The organism is Streptomyces sp. HPF1205, assembly GCF_020400825.1.
Taxonomy (GTDB): domain Bacteria; phylum Actinomycetota; class Actinomycetes; order Streptomycetales; family Streptomycetaceae; genus Actinacidiphila.
Genome location: NZ_JAINVH010000002.1, coordinates 409,333 through 422,720, shown reverse-complemented (window position 1 = coordinate 422,720; position 13,388 = coordinate 409,333). Strand labels below are relative to the sequence as shown.

Annotated in this window: 9 protein-coding genes; 4 read left to right on the top strand and 5 right to left on the bottom strand. The window is 74.3% G+C overall.

Annotated elements, in window-relative coordinates; translation table 11 throughout:
• On the bottom strand, nt 1–594 hold a 594-nt coding region (locus tag K7G61_RS04100; RefSeq protein ID WP_225845170.1), incomplete at its 3' end, for a cellulose-binding domain-containing protein.
• Between the two features lie 775 nt (nt 595–1,369).
• Here K7G61_RS04100 and K7G61_RS04095 point away from each other — a divergent pair.
• The 3 genes from K7G61_RS04095 to K7G61_RS04085 all read left to right on the top strand — a co-directional run bounded on the left by K7G61_RS04095 (nt 1,370) and on the right by K7G61_RS04085 (nt 4,938).
• Complete coding sequence (locus tag K7G61_RS04095) at nt 1,370–2,641, top strand: hypothetical protein (protein WP_225845169.1); 1,272 nt, start codon at nt 1,370–1,372, stop codon at nt 2,639–2,641.
• 159 nt (nt 2,642–2,800) lie between these two features.
• Nucleotides 2,801–3,367 (top strand): SRPBCC domain-containing protein, encoded by a 567-nt coding sequence (locus K7G61_RS04090; protein WP_225845168.1) that lies wholly within the window; start codon nt 2,801–2,803, stop codon nt 3,365–3,367.
• A 527-nt stretch (nt 3,368–3,894) separates the two neighbouring features.
• The gene (locus K7G61_RS04085) at nt 3,895–4,938 is read left to right on the top strand and encodes an ROK family protein (RefSeq protein ID WP_225845167.1); all 1,044 of its coding nucleotides are present in this window, start codon (nt 3,895–3,897) and stop codon (nt 4,936–4,938) included.
• A 141-nt stretch (nt 4,939–5,079) separates the two neighbouring features.
• Here K7G61_RS04085 and K7G61_RS04080 read toward each other — a convergent pair whose 3' ends face one another.
• The 3 genes from K7G61_RS04080 to K7G61_RS04070 all read right to left on the bottom strand — a co-directional run bounded on the left by K7G61_RS04080 (nt 5,080) and on the right by K7G61_RS04070 (nt 8,789).
• Nucleotides 5,080–6,123: a LacI family DNA-binding transcriptional regulator gene (locus K7G61_RS04080; RefSeq protein ID WP_225845166.1), complete on the bottom strand. Its 1,044-nt coding sequence runs from the start codon at nt 6,121–6,123 to the stop codon at nt 5,080–5,082.
• Nucleotides 6,124–6,357: 234 nt separating this feature from the next.
• Nucleotides 6,358–7,362 (bottom strand): cytochrome d ubiquinol oxidase subunit II, encoded by a 1,005-nt coding sequence (locus K7G61_RS04075; protein ID WP_225845165.1) that lies wholly within the window; start codon nt 7,360–7,362, stop codon nt 6,358–6,360.
• Nucleotides 7,359–8,789: a cytochrome ubiquinol oxidase subunit I gene (locus K7G61_RS04070; RefSeq protein ID WP_225845164.1), complete on the bottom strand. Its 1,431-nt coding sequence runs from the start codon at nt 8,787–8,789 to the stop codon at nt 7,359–7,361. The genes K7G61_RS04075 and K7G61_RS04070 overlap by 4 nt, the downstream gene beginning before the upstream one ends.
• A gap of 434 nt (nt 8,790–9,223) precedes the next feature.
• Between K7G61_RS04070 and K7G61_RS04065 the strand changes: the two genes are divergently transcribed.
• Nucleotides 9,224–11,314: a SpoIIE family protein phosphatase gene (locus tag K7G61_RS04065; RefSeq protein ID WP_225845163.1), complete on the top strand. Its 2,091-nt coding sequence runs from the start codon at nt 9,224–9,226 to the stop codon at nt 11,312–11,314.
• 82 nt (nt 11,315–11,396) lie between these two features.
• Here K7G61_RS04065 and K7G61_RS04060 read toward each other — a convergent pair whose 3' ends face one another.
• The gene (locus K7G61_RS04060; RefSeq protein ID WP_225845162.1) at nt 11,397–13,142 is read right to left on the bottom strand and encodes a ricin-type beta-trefoil lectin domain protein; all 1,746 of its coding nucleotides are present in this window, start codon (nt 13,140–13,142) and stop codon (nt 11,397–11,399) included.
• Nucleotides 13,143–13,388: the final 246 nt, after the last annotated feature.

Genomic DNA, 13,388 nt, shown 5'->3' with positions numbered 1-13,388 from the left:
GCTGCCGCTCGTCGTCCCGCCCGACGTGGTGGTGCCACCGGTCGTGGTCCCGCCGGTCGTGGTCCCGCCGGTGGTCGTGCCGCCGGTCGTGGTGCCGCCCGAGGTGGTCGTGCCGCCCGTGGTGGTGCCGCCGGTGGTCGTGCCGCCCGTGGTGGTCCCGCCGGACGTGGTGGTGCTGCCCGTGCAGACGGTGCCGTTGAACGTGAAGGAGCTCGGCACCGGGTTGCTGCTGGTGAAGGCGCCGTTGAAGCCGAAGGCGGTGGAGGCGCCGGTGGCCAGACTGCCGTTGTACGAGGCGTTGGTCACGGTGACCTGGGAGCCGGACTGCGTGTAGGAGCCGTTCCACAGCTGGGTGACGGTCTGTCCGGAGGCGAAGGTCCAGCCGACCTGCCAACTGCTGACCGGATCACCCAGATTGGTAACGTTCACATTGGCGCCGAAGCCGCCCGACCACTGACTGGTGATGGTGTAGTCGACCTTGCAGCCGGTCGCGGCCTGGGCCGACGTGGCCACAACCGATATGCCCACGGCGGCCATGGCCGTCGACACCAGGCCGGTCAGCAAGAGCCGATAATGCCTGAACTTGCGTTTCACGGAACACACTCCCTGAGTCGCGGGGAACGGGACGACGAGCGCGATTGATAGCGCTCACATTCGCGGTGGCACGGTGTTGCGGCCCACCGCGCCGCCGAAGGGCGCGGTGACGGTTCGGATGACGGGGTCGATGCAGGGCGCTGTCCGTCCAGGACGTGGTCCGGGAATGGTCCGGGACGTGGTCCGGTGATGGTCCGGGACGTGGCCGGTCGGGGACGCGGTCCGAGCGCTCAGAGGCCGGCCGTAGCCGCGGCGCTCTCCGTGGCGGTCACGAACGCGAGCCGCACACGCCGCCGGTACCCCGCGGGGGTTCGGCGTGGCGGTGGCGCGGGAGCGTGGGGGAACTCCGGGGTCACTTCAACCTCATCTCCTGGCGGTCCGCCGGGCTGTGCCGAACAATTCGTGCCCGGCCGGACACGGTGGGGGGACCATTCGCGAGGGGACTCGGCAGCCAAAGGGGGTTGACTGCCCGAGCGATGTCGATGCATGAAACGGAGGCAAGTGTGGACCTCCGTAATCGAAACGTCAACATCGCATCATCGAAAGTTTCGACCGAGAGGGCCGGTCGGTGTCCGTCGGTGTCCGTCGAAGTCCGTCGGTGTCCATCCGCGTCCGGCCGGGTCCATCCGCGCCGCCGCCGGCCCTCGCGTCACAGTGGAGGGTTTTGGTCAAATCTTTCCCCGCCGTTGACGGAACCACCGCAACCCCCGTACACAGAGGTCCCCCGGGGAAACGACCGTCCGACGCTCACCACATGACACGAGGGGGATCCATCATGCGCGATGAGGCAACCGGCCACCGGCCGGGCAGCACGGGAGGACGTCTCACCAGACGCGGCCTGGTCGCCGGGGCCCTGTCGACGGCGGCCGGCCTGGCCGTGGGCCCGGTGGCCGGCGCGCGGGCCGCGGGCCGCCACCGGATCCGGGCCACCCGGCTGGCCACGCCGGACGGTTCGGTCGAGCTGGACCGGATCACGTCGGCGAACCGGCACGGCCTGATCCTCGGCCTCGGCTCGGTCGGCGACACCGACGACGTCCCGATGATCTGGACTCCCGGCGGCCCGGTCGTGCCGAAGATGCCACCGGGCATCAGTACATACTCCCCGCACGGCTGGGTGACGTTCCTCGGTGACGGTGGGCAGTTGGCCGGGAGTTACGTATCCGCCGCCGACAACCGTGAACGCGCCCTGGTCTGGGACCGGTTCGACGCCGAGCCGCGTGAGGTGGACTTCGGCCGGCGGGAGGCGGTGGCGTCCGCGGTCAACAACCGCGGCCAGATCGTGGGCGCCGGCTGGGACAGCTATGGCCAGGAAGGCGCGCTGGCCAGCCCGTATATCTACGAGGGCGGCCAGGCGGTGCCCATCGAGGCCCCGCCGAACACGCCCACGGGCCGCGCCACGGACCTTGACGACCGCGGTACGGTCCTGCTGCGCTGGGGGCCGAGCGAGGGGAATCCGTCGGGCGGCGCGTACCTGTGGCGCGACGGCGCGGTCGTGGCGGACCTGTGCGCCCTGACCGGTGACCACTCGCTGCTGTACGCGGACTCCAACGCCTTCGGCCAGGTGGTGCTCGGGCACTACGGCCTGGGCGGCGACCCGGTGCATCCCGTGTACCTGTACGACCGGGGCGCCGTGACCACGGTGACCAACCCGTCCGGCGGCGACGCCTGGATCGGCTGGACCCTCACCGGCGGCGTGAACCGTCCCCTGAGCGACCTCGGGCACGTGACGGGCACGTACCAGGACGGCACCGCCACCCGCTCGTTCCTGTGGCACCAGGGCCGTTCCATCGACCTGGGCACCCTGGGCGGTACGGACGCCGGTGCCGCTGCCGTGAACAACCTGGGGGAGGTGGCCGGCACCTCGGAGACCGCGGACGGCGCCAGGCGGGCGTTCTTGTGGCGGAGCGGCGAACTGATCGCCCTGGACCCGCCGAGCGACCACTACGTCACGACCACCGCGGCCTGGCTCACCGACCAGGGCGAGGTCCTGGGTTACGCCGAGGACGAGAACGGCGGGCAGGCCGCCTTCAAGTGGACGGTGAGCTGACCGGCAGCACCACCGGCCCTGACCGGCCGCGCCCTTTGGTCGCGCGGCGCCTCTGCCCGCCGGGGTGCCTGCCCCGGTACGGGGGCGCCGCGCGATCGGCGCCGGCCCGTGCGTCCCGCGGCCCGGATCCGGTGCCTCGTCGCGTGTTAGCGTGACGGGATGGACGCACCTCCCGCCGCCGAGGCGGAACCGGGCAGTCCCCCCGCGGACGCGGCGTCCGGGGCGGTTCTGCACGGGTCGTTCCGCGTGACACTCGGCTTCTCGGTGCCGCGCGCGGCGGTCTTCCGGGCCTTCGCCGAACCGTCCCTGCGCGCGCGGTGGTTCCGCCTGCCGGGCCGGGGCGCCACCGCCGAGCACGAACTCGACTTCCGGGTGGGCGGCGGCGAGACGGCCCGCAACGTGTTCGTCTCCGGGGACGTCGAGGAGCGCCTGGAGTACCGCTCGCGGTTCCTCGACATCGTGGCCGACGAGCGGATCGTCCTGTCCTACGAGGCCCGGGTGAACGACGTCCGCCGCTGGATATCCCTGGTCACCGTCGAACTCGCCGACCAGGCCCCCGGGTCCGCGCTCAGCTGGACCGAGAGTTACGCGTACCTCGTGGTGACCGGCGACGGCGCCCAGGACGTGGCGCACCTCAAGGGCGGCACGCGGCTCGTCCTCAACGGCCTGTCCGTCGCGGTCGAGCCCGACCGCTACCGGAGCCCGCGGCCGATCACGGAACCGTAGACCGCCCCCTTCCCCGCCCGCGCCCCCTGTCCCGGAACCGCGGACCGGCCCCCGTCTCCCTGGCGGCTGCTGCCGTCCGGGGTCCGGGGTCCGGGGGCCGGGGTCCGAAGGTCGGGGTCCGCTGTCCGCGGCCAGGTGATGGTGCTCCCCGCCGTTTTCACGCGGTTCGCGCGCGTCCTGGCCGCGCCCGCGGGTGTGACGGGGGCCGGGCCCGGGGTGCTCCGTGGTGCTCCCCCAGGCGTCCGGCCGGCCGGCGGCCTCCGCGCGCAAATCCGGTCCGCCGTACCCCTGCTGTTCATAAACCGGTCTAGTTATGCTGCCCCTCGGAGCTGCGCGCGGCCGATCCCGCGCGGGGCCGCCGACCGGTCAACGTTCCCAGTCGCGCCCGGCGTCATCCGCTCGCGCCGAACCGGGCGCGCCACGGCTAACCGGTCCAACCCCCACTCGCCCGACACCCTCGTACCGAACATCCCCCAGCGCCCACCCCGAGGACCCGAGGACCCATGGATGCAACGAAAGGTGACCCCATGCCCGAGCGACCAGCGACGACGGACCAATCCGGGACATCCCCCACGGGCGGTCCCGGCGGCGCCTCCGGTGGTGCGCCGCTGACCGCCGCCCTCGACATCGGCGGCACCAAGATCGCCGCCGCTCTGGTGACGGCCGGCGGCGAAGTCGTCGCCCGCGCCCGGCGGCCCACGCCCGCCACCCCGCACGCCGCCGAGGTGCAGGCCGCCGTGACCGCGTGCCTGCGCGAACTGGCCGGACATCCCGGCTGGCGCCGGGTGACCGCGCTCGGCGTGTGCAGCGCCGGGCCGGTGGACCGGGCCCGGGGTACGGCGAGCCCGGTCAACATCCCGGCCTGGCGGGACCACCCGCTGCTGCGGAACCTGGGCGAAGTGCCCGGACTGCCCGAACTGGCCGGGCTGCGCACGGTCTTCGCCGGGGACGCGGTGGCCATGACCGCCGCGGAGCACCGCTACGGGGCGGCCCGCGGCCACGCCGACGCGCTGTGCATGGTGGTGTCCACCGGGGTCGGGGCGGGACTGGTCCTGGACGGCCGGGTGAGACCCGGACCCACCGGGAACGCGGGCCACCTCGGGCACGTCAGCGTCGACCTGGCAGGCGAGCCCTGCCCGTGCGGCTCGCGCGGCTGCCTGGAACGCCTGGCCTCCGGCGGCGCGATCACCCGGCACGCCCTCGCGCTCGGCTGGCGCCCGGCCCCCGGAGCCGAATCCGGCACGGCGTCGGTCGCCGCCGCCGCGCGTGAGGGCGACACGGCGGCGCTGGCCGCCTTCGACCGGGCAGCGCGCGCCCTCGCGGCCGGCATCGCGGGCTGCTCGACCCTGCTGGAACTGGAGGTGGCGGTCCTCGGCGGCGGCGTGATGCACGCCTCCGACCTCCTGCTGCCCGCCGTCAAGCAGCACTTGGACGAGTACGCCGCCCTCCCCTTCGCCCGCATCCAGATCAAGGCCGCCGCGCTGGGCACGGACGCCGGCCTGATCGGTGCCGCCGCCCTGGCCCAAACGGCCGGAACGGCTGGAACGGCCGAAACGCCTGAAACGGTCTAGCGCGCTCGCGGCTGCCGTACGACGGGACGAGAGCCCTCCTCCTGGGGCCTCTCCTGCACGGTACGGGGCCCGCGCCCCACGTGACCCGCGCGCCCGGCACCCTCCGGCGCGCCCCCGCACCACCCCCGTACGCCCCGCCGGTCAGGCAGTGGGCGGCGCCGTGGACTCCCGCGGCACCAGGACCGGCCCGGGGGCCGGTTCCGAGACGGCCTCGCGCTTGCCGAGCACCTCGAACAGCAGCCGCGCGCACTGGGCGCCGAAGCCGAAGACGTCGTGGCTCATCGCCGACAGCCGGGGCCGCACAAGTGCGCACAACTGCGAGTCGTCCCAGGCCAGCAACGAGAGGTCCTGGGGGACGCGGACCCGCATCTCGGTGGCCACGCCCAGCCCCGCCACGGCCATGATGTCGTTGTCGTAGATGATGGCCGTCGGCCGGTTCGCCGACAGCAGCAGGGAGCGGGTCGCGCGCGAGCCGCCGTCGCCGGAGAAATCGGTGGTGACCACTTTGGCGTCCTCGATGCCGAGTTCGGCGGCGGCCGAGAGGAACGCCTCGGTACGGATGGCGCAGTGGCCCAGCGCGGACGGACCGCCGACGCGGGCGATCGAGCGGTGGCCGAGTGCCGCGAGGTAGCGGGTGGCCTCGGTCATGGCGACGGCGTCGTCGGTCCAAACGGCGGGGAACGGCCCGGCCAGCGACGGGTGGCCCACGACCACGGCGGGCAGTCCGGCCCGGGACAGCTCCTCGATCCGCGGGTCCGCGGTCTGCAGGTCCACCAGCAGGCTGCCGTCGACCCGCCGGCCCTGCCACCACTCGCGGTGGACCTCGGTCTCCTCCTGCACGCTGTCCACCAGCCGCAGCAGCAGGGAGTAGCCGCGCTCGTGCAGCACCGCCTCCACGCCGGCGATGAAGTCCATGTAGAACGGTTCGCGCCCCAGCATGGGGGCGGGACGGGCCAGTACCAGGCCGACCGTGTGCACGCGCGCCGCCGAGAGCGACACCGCGGCCGTGTTCGGCGTCCAGCCCAACTGCTTGGCCACGCCCATGATGCGGGTACGGGTGGACTCCGAGACGCCCGGGCGGTTGTTCAGCGCCAGCGACACCGCGGCAGAGGAGACCCCCGCCTTCCTGGCGACGTCACGGATGGTGATCCTGCGTCCGGTCCGCCGTCCGGCCGGCGCCGTCACCGCCCGTACTCCTTGTGCACCCTCGGCTCTCCCGTCCCCGTACCGGCGCCTCCCGAGGGGGCGCGACATTTCCGCCCCCAACTTAGGCGCAACCGGCCCCACCTGTCCATGAACCGCTTCAGCCGCCCGGCCCGGACTACCGGAGGGCCCTCCGTCTCTGCTGGGGTGAGGTCGTCACGGAAGTTCCTCCGATTGCGCGGGCCGGCGTGGCGGCCGGCGATGGCTGACTGCCCGTCAGGAAGGTGGCCGCTCCTCCGGGGAGGCGAGACGGGCGCGCCCGGCCAGCGTCAGCAGCAGCGCGAGGGAGGGGACGATGAGGACGGCGGCGGCGCAGGCCACCGCGACCAGGACCCACAAGGAGGGCCGCGGTGAGGCCGCCGCGGACAGGGACAGGTGGGTGCCCAGCAGGTACGGGTACTGCGCCACGCCCCAGCCGCAGACCACCGTGGCCACCGCGAGCGCCGCCGTGGGGCGCAGCGCCCGGGTGGTGTCCGCCAGCAGCAGGCCCACCCCGGCCACCCCGGCCAGCGCCGCCACGATCAGCAGCGGCAGGCCGCGGTGGCTCAGCTGGTGGAACAGGCGCGGTGCGTCCGAGCGCAGGACGAAGATCCCGGCCGCCGTGACCGCGCCCGTCGCCGCCGCGATCACCAGCGCCCGGCGGCGGAAGTACGCGCGCAAGGACGTGTCGGGCGCCGCGGCCGTCAGGTAGGCGGCGGCCAGGTAGGCGCACACCAGGACGGCCAGCACACCGCCGAGTACGGAGGTGGGGTTGTTCCAGGACCGCACCGAGTCGCCGTTGCCCGCGGACGGGACGCGGCCCGACGCGATGCCGCCGGCGACGGCGCCGAGGCAGTAGGGGGTGACCACGGACGACAGGGCGAACGCCACCCCGTACGCCCGCTGCTGCGGGGTCGTCACGGTCACTTTGCGGAAGGCGAAGCCCGCGCCGCGGGTCACGATGCCCAGCGCGGCCAGCCCGAGCGGCATGAACAGCGTCGTGGTGATGGCGGAGAACGCCCGGGGGAAGCCGGTCCACAGCACCACCAGGCAGTAGATCAGCCAGGTGTGGTTGGCCTCCCAGACCGGACCCAGGGAGACGTCGACCAGATGCCGGGGCCGCCGGCCGCGTTCGGCGCCGCCCGCGGTCAGGTCCCAGAACCCGGCGCCGAAGTCCGCGCCGGCCAGCACCGCGTAGGCCACCACGCCCGCGAACATGATGGCCGCGATGGCGGCGTTCACGTCGCGCCGCCCTCGGAAGCCGCGGCCGGACGCCCGCCGGACGGACCGTACGGCACCTGCACCGCCTCGTCCCCGGCGGCCCGCCACCGCCGCGCCATGCCGCGCAGCACGAACACCGCGGCCGCGCCGACCAGGGCGTAGATGCCCAGAGCGGCGGCGAAGAACGGCCACAGGTTGCCCTGGGTGGCCACCGCGTCCCGGGTCAGCAGCACGTGCACCACCGTCCACGGCTGCCGCCCCACCTCCGTGACCACCCAGCCGCTCTCCAGCGCCACCAGCGCCAGCGCCCCGCTCGCCGCCGCGCACCGCAGGAACCAGCGGTTGACGGGCACCTCGCGGCGGCGCCAGTACGCCCAGCCGAACCACACCGCCAGCGCCAGCAGCGCGAACGACGAGCCGACCATCACGTCGAAGGCCAGGTGGACGACGCTGACCGCCGCGTCGTCCGGGCGGACCGCGGGCGCGATCGCGTCAAGCCCGCTGATGCGCGTCGACGGCGAGAACCCGGCCAGCAGCGACGCCACGTCGGGCACCTGCAGCCCGTACCGCGCCCGCCCGCCGGTGAGGACGCCGAGCAGCGTCTCCGGCACGTGCGTCCCGCTCGTCGGCAGCAGTTCCAGCGCCGCGAACTTGGCCGGCTCCCGGTCGTACACCTCGCGCGCGATCACGTCGCCCACGTAGATCTGCACCGGCAGGACCACGGCGGCCACCACGAAACCGGTCAGGAAACCGACCCGGTGGTGGCGGTCGGTGCGGCGCTTGAGCATCCCGGCCGCGTAGACGCCGGCGACGCAGAAACCCGCCACGATGTACGCGGCCAGCAGCATGTGCGTGGCCTCGTACCAGAACGCGCCGTTGAAGAAGACCTGGGCCGGGCGCACGGCGGTGACCCGGCCGCCGCTCATGGTGATGCCGCCGGGCTGGTTCATCCAGCCGTTCGCGGCGACGACCGAGGCCGTGCCGCCGACGCCGGACAGCGCCACCGGGACGCCGGACCAGAAGTGCGGCCAGGGGCGCAGCCGGTCCCACCCGTAGATGTAGATCCCGACGAAGATCGCCTCAAGGAAGAAGAAGATCCCCTCGATGGCGAACGGGAAGCCGAACGCGGCCCCGTACCCGCCCATCAGGCGCGGCCACAGGATGCCCAGCTCGAAGGTGAGCACCGTGCCGGACACGGCGCCGACCGCGAACAGCACCGCCGAGACCTTCGACCAGCGTCTGGCCAGCACCATCGCGTCCCGGTCGCCGTGCCGCAGCCCCCGGTACTCGGCGATCAGCATCAGCGTGGTCAGCGCCACCCCGAACGGCACCAGCACGATGTGGAAGCCCAGTGTGAACGCCATCTGCTCGCGCGCGGGAAGGAGCTGCGAGGGGCCGCCGCCCACGGCCGCGAACGGCAGGGCGGCGGCGCGCGAGGGGAACAGCACCCCACGCATCCTGCCGGGGCACTCCGGGCCCCGGGCGCAAGGCCGCGCGGGCGGCGGCACACGTTCACCCGCGCGGGCCAGCGGGGCGGCTGCGCCGCGTGGCCGCGGGCGGGCGCGGGGTCCGGCGCGGTGGGGGGTGCGGCGGGCAAGCACGGCGGGTACGGCGGCGGGTCCGGTCCGGGACGCCGCCGCGGTCCGCCCGTCCTGCCCGCGTCCGCGGCCGGATCCCCGGGGCCGTTGCCCGGTCAACCACCCTCCGGCCGGGGCGGCCCGGCCCGCCACCCGCGTCGGCCCACCCCGGCCCTTCACCCTTGTCCGGCGCCGTGACCTGCGCCTTTCCGCTCGTGTTGAACGCCGTCAGGCACCCGCCCGTACCATGAGGGTGTCGGACGCACCCGAGGTCTGCGCGGGGCCGAGCGAGGCGATCACTGGCTATGGACGGGTTTGCGGGTCACGTCGGCGACCGGGCCCGCCCGGACGCCGAGCTGGATCGGATCCTGCTCGACGCCCTCGCCCTCCAGCCCACGATCGGCGTCGCCGCGCTCGACGCCGACCTCCGCGTGACCGGCAGCCGTCTGGACTCCGAATGCTTCCAGGGGCTCGTGCTGCCCACCGGTGCCCGGCTGACCGACCTGGTGCGGCCCCAGGACGCCGAGGGCCTGGCCGCCCGGCTGCGGCGGGTGCAGACCACCGGCGAACCGCTGATCTCGCACCGCCAGCGCATGGACGACAGCACGGGCGTCGCCCTGACCGTCTCCGCGATGCCGCTGGCCCCTTCCGGCGCCGGGCCCGCCGGGATCGTGCTGGTGCTGGTCAACGCCACCAAGGAGACCCGCAGGCTCGACCTCCTCTTCGACGCGGCCGCCCTGATCGGCGCCTCGCTCGACGTGGCCGACTCCGCCCAGCAGCTCGCCACCGCGCTGGCTCCCGCCCTCGGCGACGAATCCACGGTCTACCTGGTCAGGAAGGTCTTCGCCGGCGAGGAGCCCGCCGCCAGGGTCTCCAGCGGCGACCTGGGGCTGCGCTGCGCCGCCATGGCGCCGGAGGACCGCGCCCGGCCGGACGACTACATCAGGACCGGCATGGACCTGCCGCGGATGCCGCGCACCCCCGCCGTGCAGCGCTTCCAGCGCGGCGAGCCCTACATCCTTCCCGACCTGGCCTCGATCAGCGAGGCCATGGAGGGCGACCCGGCACTGATGCGCCGCCTGGTGCCGCCCAAGGCGACCACCGTCATGCAGTGTGCGCTGCTCGCCCGCGGGCTGATCCTGGGCGGCGTGTCGGTGTGGCGGACCGAGGAGGCCGACCCGTTCAGCGAGGACGACCTGCAACTCCTCCAGGAGGTCGCCTCTCGGGCCGCGCTCAGCATCGACAACGCCCGCCGCTACACCCGCGAGCGCACCGCCAGCGTCGCCCTCCAGCGCAGCCTGCTGCCGCCGGCCGGCACCGACACGGCCGCGGTCGAGGCGGCCGGCGTCTACCTGCCCGCCACCGCCGGCGGCCAGGGCGCGGGCGGCGACTGGTACGACGTGATCCCGCTGTCCTCGCTGCGGGCCGCCCTCGTCGTCGGCGACGTGGTCGGGCACGGCCTGCGCGCGACCGCCGCCATGGGCCGGCTGCGCACCGCCGTCCAGGCACTGGCCGACCTCGACCTGGGCCCCGGCGACCTGCTCACCCATCTGGACGATCTGGTGCTGCGCATCGGCGAGACCACCGAGGCCTCGTACGAGGACGTCCTGGCCAGCACCTGCCTGTACGCGGTGTACGACCCCGTCGCCCGCCGCCTGACCATGGCCAGCGCCGGTCATCCGCCGCCCGGGATCCTGCGCCCGGACGGCAGTTTCTCCTTCGCGCCCGTGGAGCCCGGGCCGCCGCTGGGCGTCGGCGGCCTGCCCTTCGAGGACACGGAAATGGAGCTGGAGCCGGGCAGCCTGCTCGTGCTCTACACGGACGGCCTGGTCGAGTACGGCCACGACCGGGACCTGGCGGTCGGCATGGACGCCTTCGCCCGCGAGCTCGGCGCCCTGCGTCCCGAAGCCGACCTGCAGGCCACAGCCGAGGGCATGGTCTCGGGCATCACCCCGGCCGGGCTCGCCGACGACGTCACCCTGCTGCTCGCCCGGGTCCGCGCCACCGCGCCCGCCGACCTGGCCACCTGGCGCGTCCCCGACGACCCGGCCGCGGTCACCTGCGCCCGCGAGATGGCCCTCGGCAAACTCGCCGAATGGGGCCTGGACGACCTGGCGTTCAGCACCGAGCTGATGGTCAGCGAACTGGTCACCAACGCCATCCGCTACGCCGGCGGCCCCATCGAGCTGCGGCTGATCCGCGACGTACGCGACAAAGTGCTGGTGTGCGAGGTCTCCGATCCGAGCAACACCCAGCCGCGGCTGCGCCAGGCACGCTCCACCGACGAGGGCGGTCGCGGCCTGTTCCTGGTCGCCCAGCTCGCCACCCGGTGGGGGAGCCGGTACAACGCGACGGGGAAGACGATCTGGGCCGAGCAGGCGCTGGCCGGGGGCTGACCCGACCGCCGGTCCGCGCGGGTCCGCCGTCCCCGGTGGTACGGGCCGGCGGCCGGCGCGCCCGCCCGTACCCTCGTCGCCGTCAGACGGGCAGGGACCACACCTGGTTGGCCTGGAGGTGGCCGCAGGTCCAGGTGTCCAGGGGGGTGCTGTTGGCCGTCGCGCCACCGTAGACGTCGAGGCACAGGCCCGACGCGGAGGAGACGAGGGTGCCGTCGCGAGCGGCGGTCCAGGTCTGCGCGCGCGAGCCGGAGCAGGCGGACAGGACGGCATGGCCGCCGCGTGCGGTGCCGCTCGCGGTCAGGCATTTGCCGAGGGCGCGCACCGTGTGGTCGGGGAGCAGAGTCCAGCGCTGGTTGGGGTTGCCCGTGCAGGTGTAGAGGATGACCGGGGTGCCGTCGGCGGTGCCGCTGTGCGAGACGTCGGCGCACTTGGCGCCGTCACCGGTGAGCTGGCCGGTGGGGACGGCGGGGCCGCAGGCCGTGCCGGGGGTCAGGCGCCAGATCGCGGTGCCGTGCGCGGGCACCGTCGCCGTCAGGGCGCCCCCGGCCGCCACGGTCGTACGGGCGCCCGTCCACAGGTTCTCGGCGGTCACCGCGCAGCCGGGCAGGCCGGCGACGGTGGGCGGGGTGCTGATGCTCCTGGCCGTCGTACCGCGGTTGAGGACCGCGACCGCGCGGTCGCCGCCGGACAAGGGGCGGGCCAGCACGTCGGTGGTGCCGTCGGCGGACACCACGCCGGCCTGGCGGCCGAGGCTGTCGTGGTCGACGGCGATCAGGTCGCTGTCGCCGAGGGCGGAACGGGCCGCCGCTGTCAGGTGGGCGACGTCGGAGGAGAGGATCATGGGCGCGGCCATCATCGCCCACAGGGCGACCTGGCTGCGGGACTCGTCGTCGGTCAGGCCGCCCGCCCCGGCGATCAGGAAGTCCGGGTCGTTCCAGTTGCCCGGCGCCGCGTAGCGGCCGATCCAGCGGTTGTAGCCGTAGTTGTACAGGACGCTCGGCCACCGGCTCGCTTCCGGCCTGGACGGGTCGTACACGGCGATGTCCCGGCCCTCGCGCCACAACTGCCCGTCGGAGCCCGTCCACGACAGGACGTCGAACCAGTCCGGGTTCCCCCACTGGCCGGTCTGGAAGTACGCGGGCGCCGACTCGGAGAACACGATGGTCCGGCCGGAGGCGCGCAGGGCCGCGGCCTGCGCGTCGTAGGCCTGCCGGTAGGCGTCCTCCTTGGTCTGGCCGGGCGCCACGTACATGTTGCAGCCGTCCAGCTTGAGGTAGTCCACACCCCAGGCGGCGAACGTGGCGGTGTCCCGCGCGAAGTGGTCCGCGCCGCCGCCCTGGGGCCGGCCGCTGCCGGGGCGGCCCTCGCAGGTGGCCGAACCGGCGTCCTCGTAGATGCCGAACCTCAGCCCGCGGGCGTGCAGATACGCGCCGAGCCAGGCCATGCCGTGCGGGAACTTCGCCGGGTCGGCGACCAGCCGTCCCTGCGCGTCCCGGGACGCCGCCATCCAGCAGTCGTCCACGGTGACCGTGGTGTAGCCCTTCGCCGCCAGCCCGGACGACACGAGCGCGTCCGCGTTGGCGGTGACGATCCGCTCGGTGACACCGCACCGGTAGTGGGCCCAGTCGTTCCAGCCCATCGGCGGGGTCGGGGCCGACAGCGAGGCGTTGCCCGCGGCGGCCTTTCCCGACGTGGCGGCCTGTGCCGCGGCCGGCGCGGCGTGCGCGGAGCAGGCCGTGGCGGGCAGGGCGAGCAGCGCCGCGGCGAGGGCGGTGAGGACCGTACGGGCGCCGGAGCGGCGGCGGGTGCGTGGGGGTCGGGGCACGGGAACTCCTCTGCGCTGAGAAGGGTCGTGCGGAGTGTACGTGCGGGCGAGAGCGGCGAAACGCCTGCGCGGTGACGCCGAGCCTGCGCGCACGCGAACGACGAGTGTCGATGAGTGTCGATCAGTGTCGACGAGCGGCCATGCATCGTAGGCGCGTGTCCGGAGCGGCTTCAAGCACGCCACGCGCAGCCCCCGCGCCCGTCCCGCGACTGTGTGCGAGGCTGTGCGGGCCGCGGGCGCGACACC